The organism is Pseudomonas sp. HTZ2 (assembly GCF_033173945.1).
GTDB lineage: Bacteria > Pseudomonadota > Gammaproteobacteria > Pseudomonadales > Pseudomonadaceae > Aquipseudomonas > Aquipseudomonas guariconensis.
On sequence record NZ_CP137332.1, the window covers coordinates 374,203 to 388,405 of the forward strand.

14 protein-coding genes are annotated in these 14,203 nt (G+C 62.9%); 8 read left to right on the forward strand and 6 right to left on the reverse strand.

What is annotated here, in order from left to right:
* Positions 1 to 85: 85 nt before the first annotated feature.
* From R6G97_RS01745 to R6G97_RS01755, 3 genes are all read left to right on the forward strand, one after another.
* Positions 86 to 1,012 carry a hydrogen peroxide-inducible genes activator gene (locus R6G97_RS01745; RefSeq protein ID WP_043209907.1) on the forward strand — a complete coding sequence of 309 codons (927 nt, stop codon included), beginning with the start codon at positions 86 to 88 and terminating at the stop codon, positions 1,010 to 1,012.
* Between the two features lie 3 nt (positions 1,013 to 1,015).
* The gene (gene recG, locus R6G97_RS01750) at positions 1,016 to 3,094 is read left to right on the forward strand and encodes an ATP-dependent DNA helicase RecG (RefSeq protein ID WP_090344197.1); all 2,079 of its coding nucleotides are present in this window, start codon (positions 1,016 to 1,018) and stop codon (positions 3,092 to 3,094) included.
* 141 nt (positions 3,095 to 3,235) lie between these two features.
* Entirely contained in the window at positions 3,236 to 4,639 is a 1,404-nt protein-coding gene (locus R6G97_RS01755; protein WP_043209911.1) for an aminoacyl-tRNA deacylase and HDOD domain-containing protein, read from the forward strand.
* Between the two features lie 117 nt (positions 4,640 to 4,756).
* On the opposite strand, the gene R6G97_RS01760 is transcribed toward R6G97_RS01755, so the two are convergent.
* From R6G97_RS01760 to R6G97_RS01775, 4 genes are all read right to left on the reverse strand, one after another.
* Complete coding sequence (locus tag R6G97_RS01760) at positions 4,757 to 5,131, reverse strand: helicase (RefSeq protein WP_090344194.1); 375 nt, start codon at positions 5,129 to 5,131, stop codon at positions 4,757 to 4,759.
* A 155-nt stretch (positions 5,132 to 5,286) separates the two neighbouring features.
* Positions 5,287 to 5,586 carry an HU family DNA-binding protein gene (locus tag R6G97_RS01765; protein ID WP_043209915.1) on the reverse strand — a complete coding sequence of 100 codons (300 nt, stop codon included), beginning with the start codon at positions 5,584 to 5,586 and terminating at the stop codon, positions 5,287 to 5,289.
* 189 nt (positions 5,587 to 5,775) lie between these two features.
* Positions 5,776 to 6,924 (reverse strand): NAD(P)/FAD-dependent oxidoreductase, encoded by a 1,149-nt coding sequence (locus R6G97_RS01770; protein ID WP_317847729.1) that lies wholly within the window; start codon positions 6,922 to 6,924, stop codon positions 5,776 to 5,778.
* A gap of 29 nt (positions 6,925 to 6,953) precedes the next feature.
* Positions 6,954 to 7,121, reverse strand: a complete 168-nt coding sequence (locus R6G97_RS01775) for a rubredoxin (RefSeq protein WP_011536423.1) — start codon at positions 7,119 to 7,121, stop codon at positions 6,954 to 6,956.
* A 132-nt stretch (positions 7,122 to 7,253) separates the two neighbouring features.
* Between R6G97_RS01775 and R6G97_RS01780 the strand changes: the two genes are divergently transcribed.
* A complete protein-coding gene (locus R6G97_RS01780; RefSeq protein ID WP_090344189.1) occupies positions 7,254 to 7,811 on the forward strand; it encodes a chorismate--pyruvate lyase family protein in 558 nt (185 codons plus the stop codon).
* On the forward strand, positions 7,811 to 8,701 hold the full coding sequence (ubiA, locus tag R6G97_RS01785) for a 4-hydroxybenzoate octaprenyltransferase (RefSeq protein WP_043209920.1): 891 nt from the start codon (positions 7,811 to 7,813) through the stop codon (positions 8,699 to 8,701). The genes R6G97_RS01780 and ubiA overlap by 1 nt, the downstream gene beginning before the upstream one ends.
* An 88-nt stretch (positions 8,702 to 8,789) precedes the next feature.
* Here the strand turns inward: ubiA and R6G97_RS01790 are convergent, their stop codons facing one another.
* Positions 8,790 to 9,161, reverse strand: a complete 372-nt coding sequence (locus R6G97_RS01790) for a COG4315 family predicted lipoprotein (RefSeq protein WP_317847730.1) — start codon at positions 9,159 to 9,161, stop codon at positions 8,790 to 8,792.
* Between the two features lie 177 nt (positions 9,162 to 9,338).
* Between R6G97_RS01790 and phoB the strand changes: the two genes are divergently transcribed.
* The 3 genes from phoB to R6G97_RS01805 all read left to right on the forward strand — a co-directional run bounded on the left by phoB (position 9,339) and on the right by R6G97_RS01805 (position 13,079).
* The gene (gene phoB, locus R6G97_RS01795; RefSeq protein ID WP_003253341.1) at positions 9,339 to 10,028 is read left to right on the forward strand and encodes a phosphate regulon transcriptional regulator PhoB; all 690 of its coding nucleotides are present in this window, start codon (positions 9,339 to 9,341) and stop codon (positions 10,026 to 10,028) included.
* Between the two features lie 194 nt (positions 10,029 to 10,222).
* Positions 10,223 to 11,494: a phosphate regulon sensor histidine kinase PhoR gene (gene phoR, locus R6G97_RS01800; protein ID WP_232092121.1), complete on the forward strand. Its 1,272-nt coding sequence runs from the start codon at positions 10,223 to 10,225 to the stop codon at positions 11,492 to 11,494.
* A 244-nt stretch (positions 11,495 to 11,738) separates the two neighbouring features.
* Positions 11,739 to 13,079 (forward strand): hemolysin family protein, encoded by a 1,341-nt coding sequence (locus R6G97_RS01805; protein WP_043209925.1) that lies wholly within the window; start codon positions 11,739 to 11,741, stop codon positions 13,077 to 13,079.
* Positions 13,080 to 13,145: 66 nt separating this feature from the next.
* Here R6G97_RS01805 and R6G97_RS01810 read toward each other — a convergent pair whose 3' ends face one another.
* Positions 13,146 to 14,042 carry a peptidoglycan DD-metalloendopeptidase family protein gene (locus R6G97_RS01810; RefSeq protein WP_090344185.1) on the reverse strand — a complete coding sequence of 299 codons (897 nt, stop codon included), beginning with the start codon at positions 14,040 to 14,042 and terminating at the stop codon, positions 13,146 to 13,148.
* Positions 14,043 to 14,203 lie beyond the last annotated feature (161 nt).

The following is a 14,203-nucleotide window of genomic DNA, read 5'->3' on the forward strand; positions in this document are numbered from 1 at the left end:
TTCTGTCACAAAACAGCAAGTCTGATAACGTGCGTCTATCGATTGCAGCCGCTATGCTGGGGCCGCAACTTCATGGACGCACGTTATGACCCTCACAGAATTACGCTACATCGTCACACTCGCCCAGGAGCAGCATTTCGGCCACGCCGCCGAGCGTTGCCATGTCAGCCAGCCGACCCTGTCGGTCGGTGTGAAGAAACTCGAGGACGAGCTTGGCGTGCTGATCTTCGAGCGCAGCAAGAGCGCGGTGCGCCTGACCCCGGTCGGCGAAAGCATCGTCGCCCAGGCGCAGAAGGTTCTGGAGCAGGCCCAAGGTATTCGCGAACTGGCCCAGGCCGGCAAGAACCAACTCACCGCGCCGCTCAAGGTCGGTGCCATCTATACCGTCGGCCCCTATCTCTTCCCGCACCTCATTCCTCAGCTGCACCGGGTCGCCCCGCAGATGCCGCTGTACATCGAAGAGAACTTCACCCACGTACTGCGCGAAAAACTGCGCAACGGCGAGCTGGACGCGGTGATCATCGCCCTGCCGTTCAACGAGGCGGACGTGCTGACGCTGCCGCTGTACGACGAGCCCTTCTACGCGCTGATGCCCGCCGATCACCCTTGGACCGCCAAGAAGACCATCGACACCGCCATGCTCAATGACAAGAGCCTGTTGCTGCTCGGCGAGGGCCACTGCTTCCGTGATCAAGTGCTGGAGGCCTGCCCGACCATCAACAAGGGCGGCGAAGGCTCCAAGCACACCACGGTCGAATCCAGCTCGCTGGAAACCATCCGCCACATGGTCGCCTCCGGCCTTGGCGTGTCGATCCTGCCGCTGTCGGCCGTACACAGCCACCATTACGCCCCAGGCGTGATCGAGGTGCGCCCACTCACGGCGCCTTCGCCTTTCCGTACCGTCGCCATCGCCTGGCGCGCCAGCTTCCCGCGGCCCAAGGCCATCGAGATCCTCGCCGACTCGATCCGCCTCTGCTCGGTCGCCAAGCCGCCTGCGGAAAAATCGGCCTGACCCATGACCGAGCTGTCGACTGTCCCGGTGACCGCCCTCAAGGGTGTTGGCGAAGCCATGGCCGAGAAACTGGCCAAGGTCGGCTTGGAGAACCTGCAAGATCTGCTGTTCCACCTGCCGCTGCGCTATCAGGATCGCACCCGCGTGGTGCCCATCGGGGCTTTGCGTCCCGGTCAGGACGCGGTGATCGAAGGTGTGGTCAGCGGCGCCGACGTGACCATGGGCAAGCGCCGCAGCCTGGTGGTGCGCCTGGGAGATGGAACCGGCGTGCTGAGCCTGCGTTTCTATCATTTCAGCAATGCCCAGAAAGAAGGCCTCAAGCGTGGCACCCATTTGCGCTGCTACGGCGAGGCCCGCCCCGGTGCGTCGGGGCTTGAGATCTATCACCCGGAGTACCGGGCGCTCAATGGCAACGAACCGGCGCCACCAGTCGAACAGACCCTGACGCCCATCTATCCGAGTACCGAAGGCCTGACACAGCAACGCCTGCGCCTGTTGTGCCAGCAGAGCCTGGCCATGCTCGGCCCGCGCAGCCTGCCGGACTGGCTGCCCGAAGAACTGGCCCGGGATTACCACCTGGCGCCGCTGGACGATGCGATCCGCTACCTGCACAACCCACCGGCCGACGCCGACCTCGACGAACTCGCCGAAGGCCAGCACTGGGCCCAGCATCGCCTGGCCTTCGAAGAGCTGCTGACCCATCAGCTCTCCCAACAGCGCCTGCGCGAAAGCCTGCGCGCCCTGCGAGCCCCGGTATTGCCCAAGGCCAGCCGCCTGCCAGCGCAATACCTGGCCAACCTGGGCTTCAGCCCCACCGGCGCCCAGCAGCGAGTCGGCAACGAAATCGCCTACGACCTCAGCCAGCCCGAGCCGATGATGCGCCTGGTGCAGGGCGATGTCGGCGCAGGCAAGACGGTAGTCGCGGCCCTTGCCGCCTTGCAGGCCTTGGAAGCCGGCTACCAGGTGGCCCTCATGGCGCCTACCGAGATCCTCGCCGAACAGCATTACCTGACCTTCAAACGCTGGCTCGAGCCCTTAGGCATCGAGGTGGCCTGGCTGGCGGGCAAGCTCAAAGGCAAGGCGCGCGCCAGCGCCTTGGAGCAGATCGCCAGCGGTGTGCCGATGGTGGTCGGCACCCATGCGCTGTTCCAGGAAGAAGTGAAGTTTCGCCGCCTGGCCCTGGCGATCATCGACGAGCAGCACCGGTTTGGCGTACAGCAGCGTTTGGCCTTACGCCAGAAAGGCGTGGACGGCGCGCTGTGCCCGCACCAGTTGATCATGACCGCCACCCCGATTCCGCGGACGCTGGCGATGAGCGCCTACGCCGACCTGGACACCTCCATCCTCGACGAGTTGCCCCCTGGCCGTACCCCGGTGAACACCGTGCTGGTGGCCGACAGCCGGCGCTTCGAAGTGGTCGAGCGGGTACGCGCGGCCTGCGCCGAAGGGCGCCAGGCGTATTGGGTCTGTACCCTGATCGAAGAGTCGGAAGAACTGACCTGCCAGGCGGCAGAAAGCACCTTCGAAGAGCTGGGCAGCGCCCTGGGCGAACTGCGTGTGGGCCTGATCCACGGACGCATGAAACCGGCGGAAAAAGCCGCGGTGATGGCCGAGTTCAAGGCCGGCAATCTCCAGTTGCTGGTGGCGACCACCGTGATCGAGGTGGGCGTGGATGTGCCCAATGCCAGCCTGATGATCATCGAGAACCCCGAGCGCCTGGGCCTTGCCCAGTTGCACCAGCTGCGCGGTCGGGTGGGCCGGGGCAGCGCGGTCAGCCATTGCGTGCTGCTCTATCATCCGCCCCTGTCGCAGATCGGCCGTGAACGCCTGGGTATCATGCGCGAAACCAATGACGGCTTCGTCATCGCCGAGAAAGACCTGGAGCTGCGCGGCCCCGGCGAAATGCTCGGCACCCGCCAGACCGGTCTGCTGCAGTTCAAGGTAGCGGATCTGATGCGTGACGCAGACCTGCTCCCTGCCGTGCGTGATGCAGCCCAGGCGCTGCTGGCCCGTTGGCCCGACCATGTCAGCCCACTGTTGGACCGCTGGCTGCGCCATGGCCAACAGTACGGACAGGTGTGATACCGATCACGAAATGCACCCAAACCTAGAGGCCTGTTTTGCAGCCTCACGCTGCCTGGGCCACCATCGAAGCATAATGGATCCAGTTATCGCGCCGGGTGGTTATACTTCGCGTTTAAAAGAAAACCTTGGACTCAGACCATGACTGAAGTTGCCCTGGATACTTCGACCCCACACGCACCCTCTGTCATTCGGCTGTTGCTCGACAAGCTCGGCGTGCCCTACCGCGAAGTGCCCGAGCATGCGCAGCTACCGGTCAACGCTCGAGTCCAGGCGATCCTTCTCGACGACGAAGTCGGCGCTTTGATGGTGCTGTTCCCGCAGAGCCAATTGCTGGACTTGAACCGCCTGACCGAGCTTACCGGTCGCAAGCTGGTGGCCGTGCCGGTCGCACGCCTTGCGCACATGCTCGACAAGCATGCCCTCAAGACCCTGCCGGGGATCCCGGCACTGACCAGCTACCCCTGCCTCTACGAAGCCAGCCTGCTGAAAGTCGACAATCTGCTGATCCAGTCCGGTGAGCCCGGCTTGCTGCTTGAGATCCCACGCGAAGCGTTCAAAGGCATGTTGAGCAAAGCCAGCGCGGGTAACTTCGGCGAACAGACCCACGACATCCGGCCCAACCTCGACCGCCCGCACGATGACCCCCAGGAAATCACCCGCGCCGTCCAGGCCTTCACCGCACGACGCATCCAGCAACGCCTCGAGCAGACCATCGAGATTCCTCCGCTGGCGGACACCGCACAGAAAATCATTAAACTGCGCGTCGACCCCAATGCCAGCATCGATGACATCACCGGTGTCGTGGAAACCGACCCGGCCCTGGCCGCTCAGGTGGTCAGTTGGGCAGCCTCGCCTTACTACGCCTCGCCCGGCAAGATCCGTTCGGTGGAGGATGCCATCGTGCGCGTACTGGGCTTCGACCTGGTGATCAACCTGGCCTTGGGCCTGGCGCTAGGCAAGACCTTGAGCCTGCCCAAGGACCACCCTCAGCAAACCACGCCCTACTGGCAGCAGTCGATCTACACCGCTGCGGTTATCGAAGGCCTGACCCGTGCCATGCCCCGAGCCGAGCGACCTGAGGCCGGCCTGACCTACCTGGCGGGCCTTCTGCACAATTTCGGGTATTTGCTGCTGGCGCACGTGTTTCCGCCGCACTTCTCGCTGATCTGCCGCCATCTGGAGGTCAATCCGCACCTGTGTCACACCTACGTGGAGCAACACCTGCTGGGCATCAGCCGCGAACAGATCGGCGCCTGGCTGATGAAGCTGTGGGACATGCCTGAAGAGCTGTGCACCGCGCTGCGCTTCCAGCACGACCCGAGCTATGAGGGGGAGAATTCGGCGTTCCCCAACCTGGTGTGCCTGGCGATTCGCCTGTTGCGGGCCCGCGGTATCGGCTCAGGGCCTCAGGAGGAGATTCCCGAGGCCTTGCTGGAACGGCTGAGCCTGACCCGGGAAAAGGCCGACGATGTCGTGAACAAGGTGCTGGAGGCCGAGGCGTTGCTGCGCGAACTGGCCTCGCAGTTCCATGCCCCGCATTAAGCGGTGAGCAGCTGTGGGAGCAACCGTCTTGTGCATCGGCCTGCTCAGGTAAACCCGTGCCCTCTAGAGGGTCGGGCTTACCCGCCGAGAAGACAACAGGAAAAGCCGCTCCCCGTATCAACCCTTCTTCTTGGGCTTGAGGTATTTCATCAGGCCCTGGAACCAGATGACCAGCGCCGGATTGCCCTTGATCTGGATACTCTTGTCCTGAATGCCTTGCATGAAGGCCAGCTGCTTGTTGCTGGCCTGGAGCGTGGCGAAGCCAAAGGCTGCGTCCTTGAAGGCAATGGCGAAGGCCGGCTGCGGGTGCAGGCCCCCTTTACTGCTGATGCGCTCGCCGCTGACGATGAAATGCCGGCTAATCCGGCCATCGAGGGTCTGCATCTGGAACACCAGATCCTTGTCACGCAATTGTTGCTGGAACGCCGGATTGTTGCGGCTGGCCCTGGCCATCAACAGGCCCATGGCCCAGAGCAGGAAGCGAAACTTCATCAACACGCCTCGACTAAAAAGTGACTGAGCGGCGCAGTTTATCCTTTTATTGGTCGCTCAATGCAAATCTGCTGTTTCGATGATTTTCCAGGTACCTGAATGCACAACGGGCGCCCAGGGCGCCCGTTTGGATAACCACTGTTATCGATGAAGGGTCATTTGCCTTTTTTCGCAGGCTTGGCGGGTTGGTTGACGCTGTCGCGCAGGTTCTTGCCGGGCTTGAAGGCAACAGTGTTGCTGGCTTTGATCTTGACGGGCTGGCCGGTCTGCGGGTTCTTGCCGGTGCGGGCGCCACGATGACGTTTTTCAAAAGTACCGAAACCGACCAGGGTGACCGTGTCCTTGTCCAGCGCACCGGTGATGCTGTCGAGGATCGCATTCAAGACCTGGTTGGCCTTTTCCTTGGTCAAGTCGGCCTTTTCGGCGATAACAGCGGCGAGTTCTGGTTTACGCATAGTGAAGCCTCTTATACGGGATTTCTTGTTGTTATTGCCGTGCTGCTTCGCGAAGCAGCGTTCAAGGCACCGCAGGCTCTAATCTGCGGCAGACGGGAGTGAGAATGGCACGCTCACCGAAGCCGCGCCAGTACTTGGGTGGCCATTGTCGCTTCAAGAACAGGACATACCCGACAGAGCGCCCGCTATTTACGCCATCAGGGGTGGCAACTGCCGATTGAGCGCCAGCTTTTCCATAACCGCCGTGCCGGTCAACGCATAGCCCAGCAGCTGGCCAGAGGCATCGCGGCAGAGCACCTTGAGGTCGGCGCCCTGCCCCTCGACCTGCCAGACACCTTCGCGCCCAAGTGGGGGCGGGGACACCACCAGCGGGCACGCTGGGGTTTTAACGGTCACTGGCATCGGCCCATAGGCGACAGCGGTAGGGTTGCCAGCGAGCGTCTGGGCCAAAGCACGGGCGCAGGTCATCAGCGGCATGACATAGAGCAGGTTGATTCCATCGACCTCGGCGCAATCGCCCAGGGCGAAGATATTGGCGTGGGAGGTGCGCAACTGCCGGTCCACCACCACACCCCGGTTTGTCTGCAAGCCCGCGGCAGCGGCAAGGTCCGTGCGCGGGCGCAGGCCGATGGCCAAGACCACCAGGTCACAGGCGATCACGCGGCCATCGGACAGGTGTGCCTCCAGGCCTTGTTCATCGCGCTGCAGGCGGGTCAGCACCGGCCCCAGATGAAAGCGGACCCCAAGCCCCTCCAGGCCCGCCTGTACCGCACTGGCCGCAGCAGGGTGCAGTAGGGTTGGCATCACTTGCTCACAAGGGGCGACCACATCGACTTCGAAGCCGCCAAGGCTCATGTCGTTGGCGAACTCGCACCCGATCAGGCCAGCGCCGAGGATCAGCACCCGGTGTTTGCCTGCCGCCGCGGCCCGAAAGCGCCCATAGTCTTCAAGATCATTGATGGGGAAGACCAGGTCAGCCGCATCGCCCTCGATCGGCACTTGGACCGTCTGTGCACCCCACGCCAGGATGAGATCGCGGTACTCGACCGCCTCTTCACCGATCCACAGACGCTTGTGGCCAGGATCGATGCCACTGATGGGAGTATGGGTGCGGATTTCGGCCTTGAGCTGTTCGGCCATGGCGCCCGGCTCGGCCATGCACAGGCCGTCGGCATCCTTCTGCTTGGCAAAGCCGGTGGAAAGCATGGGCTTGGAGTAGGAACGGCCATCGTCGGCAGTGATCAGCAACAGCGGCGTATCGCTGTCGAGCTTGCGAAACTCCCGGGCCAGATTGTAGCCCGCAAGGCCGGTACCGATGATCACCACGGGGGACGTCATGTCATGCTCCTCTCGTTGAACAGGTGTGATCAGCCGATGGCGATCATTTCGAAATCACTCTTGCCGACACCACAGTCGGGGCACAGCCAGTCTTCCGGCACGTCTTCCCAGCGGGTGCCCGGGGCGATGCCGTCATCCGGCCAGCCTTCGGCCTCGTCGTAGATCAGGCCACAGACAATGCATTGCCACTTCTTCATCTCGTTCTTCCTCATCTGGATCAGGCGCGGCGGTACCGCAGGGGCTTTGTACTGGCCCTTCCAGCAGTATGCAAGCAACAGCGGCAAACATGCTAAGCTCGCCGCCTCTCTGGCTGTAACAAGCATACCGACGTGCCGTACGAAACCCCGCAAGCAGCCGCTGTCGCGTGGCTGCCGTATTCACAGCTGGCTGCCGGCATCGAACCGTCGATTCTCGACTGGCTCTTCGATCAAGGCTCTCTGACCCGCCGCCTGACCCACCTCTCCCGTGACCATTTCGCCGTCACCCCCCTGTTCGAGGGCTGGCAGCCCCTGCGCGATGACGAATGCCAAGCCTTGGGCCTGGCTCCTGGCGAAGAAGGCTGGGTGCGCGAAGTCTACTTGCGCGGCCATGACCAACCCTGGGTGTTCGCCCGCAGCGTGGCCGGGCGCAGCGCCCTGGAGCGCGGTGGCCTGAACCTCGAGACGTTGGGCAGCCGCTCGCTGGGCGAGCTATTGTTCTGCGACCAGGCCTTCACCCGTCACCCCATCGAAGTGTGCAGTTATCCACAGGCTTGGCTGCCGCCCGAAGCGCGCCATGCCAACCTGTGGGGGCGGCGTTCGCGGTTTGCCCGCGATGGCCTTGACCTGCTGGTGGCCGAGGTGTTCCTGCCGGCCCTATGGCAAGCGGCCAAGGAGGAAATCCGCTGATGTACCTGCAACTGCTCAAGTCGTTCAACCGCCTGCATCCCCGGGCCTGGGACTTCATCCAGCTCAGCCGCATGGACCGCCCGATCGGCATCTACCTGCTGCTGTGGCCCACCCTTTCTGCAGTGTGGATCGCCGGCAACGGCTCGCCGACGCTGGCCAATGTGCTGATCTTCGGCCTGGGCGTGGTACTGATGCGTGCCGCCGGATGCTGCATCAACGACTTCGCCGACCGCAAGGTCGATGGCCATGTCAAACGCACCGCCGACAGGCCGCTGGCCAGCGGCCGGGTAAGGCCTCGCGAAGCGCTGATGCTGTTCGCGATCCTGGTGGGAGTGAGTTTCCTGCTCGTGCTGTGCACCAATGCCCGCACGGTATGGCTGTCGTTCGGCGCGGTGGCATTGGCGTTCTGCTACCCATTCATGAAGCGCTACACCTACTACCCCCAGGTGGTGCTGGGTGCGGCTTACTCGTGGGGTATCCCCATGGCGTTCACCGCCGCAGGGGGCGAGCTGCCGGCCAGCGCCTGGCTGTTGTACATCGCCAATTTGCTGTGGACCGTGGGCTATGACACCTATTACGCGATGGTGGACCGGGACGACGACCTGAAAATCGGCGTGAAATCCACGGCAATCCTCTTCGGCGAAGCCGACCGGACCATCATCCTGACCCTGCAAATGCTGTCGCTGGGCTGCCTGTTGCTGGCGGGCAATCGCTTCGACATGGGGGGATGGTTCCACCTGGGCCTGCTTGCGGCAGCTGGGTGCTTTGCCTGGGAATACTGGTCAACGCGCAAGCTGGACCGGGAATCGTGCTTCAAGGCCTTCCTGCACAATCACTGGGCAGGGATGCTGATCTTCATCGGTGTGGTGGTGGACTACGCATTGCGCTGAGCCCTGCACCATCGCTGTGGGACGGGTTTAGCCGCGAATCGATGGTGATTGCACCTTCGCATTCGCGGGTAAACCCGCTCTGTAAGGTTCAAGGCTTGGCGATATGCCAGACGTCCTTCACGCCGTCACCGGTCTTGTCCCCGGCTTTCTTGTCCTTGATGAAGGTATACAGCGGCTTGCCGTCATAAGCCCACTGCTTGGTCCCGTCATCGCGGGTGACCTGGGTCCACTTGTCCTTGGCGGGCTCGTCTCCGGCCTTGACCATCAACGGCGGCCAGTTCTTGGCGCACTCGCCGTTGCACATGGACTTGCCGTCGGCATCCTTGTCGAAGGTGTAGAGGGTCATGCCAGCATGATCGACCCACATGCCATCCTTTTCCATCGCGTGGTGGGCCGATGCCACCCCCGGTAGCGCCAGCGCAGCGAAAAGGGCCATCCAGCTCAGCGTATGTCGTGTCATTGGAATCACCATGGTTTCGGGGGGTGTAAATGAGGTTTCGCCACCGCCGTGGCGGCCCCTTCAAGCCTAGTCCAGTCATGGAATGTCGCCAGAATCGCCAATGTCCTGTCACACAGCTGCAATAATTCCGTTATCTAATGCGGGCCAAGACACAGTTCCTGGGAGAGGTTTTACGCAATGGTTGGCAGAAACATTCTGATCGTCGACGACGAAGCGCCCATTCGCGAGATGATCGCCGTTGCATTGGAAATGGCCGGCTATGACTGCCTGGAAGCGGAAAACTCCCAGCAAGCCCATGCCATCATCGTCGATCGCAAGCCGGACCTGATCCTGCTCGACTGGATGCTGCCCGGCACCTCGGGTATCGAGTTGGCCCGGCGCCTGAAGCGCGATGAACTGACCGGCGACATCCCGATCATCATGCTCACCGCCAAGGGTGAAGAGGACAACAAGATTCAGGGACTGGAAGTCGGCGCCGACGACTACATCACCAAGCCGTTCTCGCCTCGTGAGTTGGTCGCGCGTCTCAAAGCCGTACTGCGCCGCACCGGCCCCAGCGACAGCGAGGCGCCGATCGAAGTGGGCGGCCTGCTGCTCGATCCGATCAGCCACCGCGTGACCATCGACGGCAAGCCCGCCGAAATGGGCCCTACCGAATACCGCCTGCTGCAGTTCTTCATGACCCACCAGGAGCGCGCCTACACCCGGGGCCAGTTGCTCGACCAAGTCTGGGGCGGCAATGTCTATGTCGAGGAACGCACCGTCGACGTGCATATTCGTCGCCTGCGCAAGGCATTGGGTGAAGCCTACGAAAATCTGGTACAAACCGTCCGAGGCACCGGCTACCGCTTCTCGACCAAGAGCTAGCTGCAAGCGCCAAGCTTCAGGCGGCACGCGCCGGCAGCGCCGAACAGCTTGCCGCCAGGCTTGGAATAAAGGACTGAACAGCACCACCGATCCGCTTCTTCTTGCAGCTTGAAGCACACAGCTTGCAGCTTGAAGCTGGATCCGAAGGATCCCCTCAATTGAACCAGAACTGGCACGCGACCTTGATTCGCCACATGCTGCTGCTGATCACCGTCTGCCTGATCGGCGGGCTGGTCAGCGGCTACTACGGCTGGAGCCTGGCCATCGGTCTTGCGCTCTACCTGGGTTGGACCCTCAAGCAACTGCTGCGCCTGCACGACTGGCTGCGCAATCATCAGCCCGACGAAGCCCCGCCCGATGGCTACGGCCTGTGGGGCGAGGTGTTCGACAGCATCTACCACCTGCAACGTCGCGATCAGCGGGTGCGCGGCCGCCTGCAGGCGGTGATCGACCGGGTGCAGGAATCCACCGCGGCGCTGCGCGATGCGGTGATCATGCTCGACAGCGAAGGCAACCTCGAATGGTGGAACCGCGCCGCTGAAACCCTGCTGGGCTTCAAGACTCCACAGGATGGCGGCCAGCCGGTGACCAACCTGGTGCGCCACCCGCGCTTCAAGGAGTACTTCGAATCGGAGAACTACGTCGAGCCGCTGGAGATCCCCTCCCCGATCAACGACCGGATGCGGGTCCAGCTTCACATCACCCGCTATGGCAACAACGAGCACCTGATGCTGGTACGCGACGTCACCCGCATCCATCAGCTCGAGCAGATGCGCAAGGATTTCGTCGCCAACGTCTCCCACGAGCTGCGCACCCCCCTGACGGTCATCACAGGGTACTTGGAAACCCTGCTGGACAACGTCGACGACGTGAACCCACGCTGGGGCCGGGCGCTCCAGCAGATGAGCCAGCAAGGCGCACGGATGCAGACACTGCTCAACGACCTGCTGCTGCTGGCCAAGCTCGAAGCCACCGACTATCCCTCGGACAATCAGCCCGTGGCCGTCGAGGCCCTGCTGCAATCGATCAAGGGCGACGCTCAAGCGCTGTCCGGCCCACGCAACCAGCGCATCACGCTGGAGGCAGCGCCTGGCGTGCGCCTCAAGGGCAGCGAGTCGGAACTGCGCAGCGCCTTCTCCAACCTGGTGTTCAACGCCGTGAAGTACACCCAGGACGAAGGCAACATCCGCATTCGCTGGTGGGCGGACGAGCAAGGTGCTCACCTCTCCGTGCAGGACTCCGGCATCGGCATCGATGCCAAACACCTGCCCCGCCTGACCGAGCGCTTCTACCGGGTCGACTCCAGCCGCGCCTCCAATACGGGCGGCACAGGGCTTGGCCTGGCGATCGTCAAGCACGTGCTGCTGCGCCATCGTGCACGCCTGGAGATCAGCAGCGTGCCAGGCCACGGCAGCACCTTCACCTGCCATTTCGCACCTGCCCAAGTGGTGACGAACAAAGCCTGAAACCACGGCACCGCAGGCGCGATTTTACCCGCCGACGCCGTCACAGCCGGTGCATGACCTGGTTAGCGGCTGAACCCGCTCCCACGAGGTGCGTGCCAGCCGTGCAGGCGGCGTTGCCACCAACGGGGTGATAGCGCGCCCTTTGCTTTTGCAGCTTCAACCGCTACATTGGATCCCCTGTGCCAGCCAACGCTGGCACTTTTTTTCTCCCTAATTCAAAGACGGACCCTGTAAAAACTCCATCATGGACCCTTCCCCTGGTTTCAGCTTCATCTCCCTCTTCGCCGACTTCGGCATGATTCTCTTTGCCTTCCTTCTGGTGCTGCTCAACGGCTTCTTCGTTGCCGCCGAGTTCGCCATGGTCAAGTTGCGCGCGACCCGCGTCGAGTCGATCGCCGAACTGCACGGCTGGCGCGGCAGCATCCTGCGCAAGGTTCACAACCAGCTGGACGCCTACCTGTCGGCCTGCCAGCTGGGCATCACCCTGGCCTCCCTGGGCCTGGGCTGGGTCGGTGAGCCGGCCTTCGCGCACCTGCTCGAGCCGCTGCTAGCCGCCGTTGGCGTCGATACGCCGGAGCTGGTCAAAGCGATCTCGTTCTTCGTCGCCTTCTTTGTGATCTCCTACCTGCACATCGTGGTCGGCGAGCTGGCGCCCAAGTCCTGGGCGATCCGCAAACCCGAGCTGCTGTCGCTGTGGACGGCGGTGCCGCTGTACCTGTTCTACTGGTTGATGTACCCGGCGATCTACCTGCTCAACGCCAGCGCCAACACCATTTTGCGTATCGCCGGCCAGGGCGAGCCTGGACCGCACCACGAGCATCATTACAGCCGCGAAGAACTCAAGCTGATCCTGCATTCGAGCCGTGGCCAGGACCCAAGCGACCAAGGCATGCGTGTACTGGCTTCGGCGGTGGAGATGGGCGAACTGGAAGTGGTCGACTGGGCCAACTCCCGCGAGGACATGGTCAGCCTCGATGCCAAGGCACCGCTCAAGGAAATCCTGGCGATGTTCCGTCGCCACAAGTTCAGCCGCTACCCGGTCTACGACGCCGAGCGCGAAGAGTTCGTGGGGCTGTTGCACATCAAGGACCTGCTGCTGGAACTGGCCGAGATGGACCACTTCCCAGAAACCTTGGACCTGGACGACCTGGCTCGCCCGCTGGAGCGCGTCTCGCGGCACATGCCGCTGTCCCAGCTGCTGGAGCAATTCCGCAAGGGCGGCGCGCACTTCGTGCTGGTCGAGGAAGCCGACGGCAAGGTGATCGGCTACCTCACCATGGAGGACGTGCTGGAAGTGCTGGTCGGCGACATCCAGGACGAGCACCGCAAGACCGAACGCGGCATCCTCGCCTACCAGCCGGGCAAGCTGCTGGTACGTGGCGACACGCCATTGTTCAAGGTCGAACGGCTGCTGGGGGTGGATCTGGACCACATCGAGGCCGAGACCCTGGCAGGTCTGGTCTATGAAACGCTCAAGCGCGTACCGGAGGAAGAGGAAGTGCTGGAGGTCGAAGGCCTGCGCATCATCATCAAGAAGATGAAAGGGCCGAAGATCGTGCTGGCCAAGGTACTAAAGCTCATCTAACTGCTCTGGGGGCGCTTTGCGCCCCATCGCTGGCTGGCGCCAGCATCCACAGCGCCCCCTGCAAGCTCAAGGGTTGCCAGCGGTGAAGTCTGGCATCCCTCCGATCGGTCGGTCGAACTGGTAGGGGATCGACTCCAGCGCCAACCCCACGTTGCGCTGCACCACGAAATGCAGGTGGGGCCCGGTGCTGTTGCCGGTATTGCCCGACTTCGCCAATGGCGCCCCCTGCAACACCCGCTGCCCTTCGCTGACCACCACCGACCCGCGCATCAGATGCAGATAGACACCCATGGTGCCATCCGGGTGCAGGATCCTGACGAAGTTGCCCGCCGGGTTGTTGCCACGGCCCGTCTGGTTGTTCTCGATCTTCACCACCACCCCGCCCCGCGCCGCGACGATCGGCGTGCCTTCGGGCATGGCGATGTCCATGGCGTAGCGCCCTTTGGGGCCAAAGTGGCTGAAGCGCCCGTTCGGGCCCTGGCTCAGCCGGAACGGCCCTCCTTGCCAGGGGAACGGATAGCGAAACGCCTGTGGGCGCCGCGCGGGGTCACCCAGGGCATAGCGCAGTTTCGAATCGTATTTCACCCGCTCGCCAGGCAGTGCCGCCAGTACCGTCAGCACCTGAGTCGAGCGCGGCGGCACCACGCGCCGGACGATCCGGGGCGCACTGCCGCCCTGGACATTGGCCAGGCGCTGCAAACGCAGCTCGACCTCCACCGGCGCGAACAGATCGTTACGCACGAAAAAGCGCGTACCGCCCGCAAAATCGACTGTACGCAAACGCACCTGGCGCTCCAGCCGCTCGAACATCGGCTCGCGCAGCACGAACGCTTTGGCACCAGGGCTTGGGTGTTCAGAGTAGGAGACCACGCCGTAAGCATCGGTGGTCTTGTACAGCGTCATGCCCACGCTCGACGCCGAGACCGTGAGCAAGGCACAGAACAGCAGCAGACGAGTTGGCATGGCGGTGGCTTTTTGACAGTTATTGTGTCTGGAAGCCTAGCAGTCGGATTTCAAAGGGGTATTGCAGTTGGTCGGGAAATGAGCAATTGGCCATCACTGGCGCCCCGCTTCACCCGCGAAAAGGGGCAAAGCCCGTGGTATCCATGGACGGTGGCTGCTTC

Coding starts and splice junctions, on each gene's coding strand:
- R6G97_RS01745 (WP_043209907.1), top strand. CDS start 86: ATGACCCTCACAGAATTACGCTACATCGTCACACTCGCCCAGGAGCAG.
- recG (WP_090344197.1), top strand. CDS start 1,016: ATGACCGAGCTGTCGACTGTCCCGGTGACCGCCCTCAAGGGTGTTGGC.
- R6G97_RS01755 (WP_043209911.1), top strand. CDS start 3,236: ATGACTGAAGTTGCCCTGGATACTTCGACCCCACACGCACCCTCTGTC.
- R6G97_RS01760 (WP_090344194.1), bottom strand. CDS start 5,131: ATGAAGTTTCGCTTCCTGCTCTGGGCCATGGGCCTGTTGATGGCCAGG.
- R6G97_RS01765 (WP_043209915.1), bottom strand. CDS start 5,586: ATGCGTAAACCAGAACTCGCCGCTGTTATCGCCGAAAAGGCCGACTTG.
- R6G97_RS01770 (WP_317847729.1), bottom strand. CDS start 6,924: ATGACGTCCCCCGTGGTGATCATCGGTACCGGCCTTGCGGGCTACAAT.
- R6G97_RS01775 (WP_011536423.1), bottom strand. CDS start 7,121: ATGAAGAAGTGGCAATGCATTGTCTGTGGCCTGATCTACGACGAGGCC.
- ubiA (WP_043209920.1), top strand. CDS start 7,811: ATGTACCTGCAACTGCTCAAGTCGTTCAACCGCCTGCATCCCCGGGCC.
- R6G97_RS01790 (WP_317847730.1), bottom strand. CDS start 9,161: ATGACACGACATACGCTGAGCTGGATGGCCCTTTTCGCTGCGCTGGCG.
- phoB (WP_003253341.1), top strand. CDS start 9,339: ATGGTTGGCAGAAACATTCTGATCGTCGACGACGAAGCGCCCATTCGC.
- phoR (WP_232092121.1), top strand. CDS start 10,223: ATGCTGCTGCTGATCACCGTCTGCCTGATCGGCGGGCTGGTCAGCGGC.
- R6G97_RS01805 (WP_043209925.1), top strand. CDS start 11,739: ATGGACCCTTCCCCTGGTTTCAGCTTCATCTCCCTCTTCGCCGACTTC.
- R6G97_RS01810 (WP_090344185.1), bottom strand. CDS start 14,042: ATGCCAACTCGTCTGCTGCTGTTCTGTGCCTTGCTCACGGTCTCGGCG.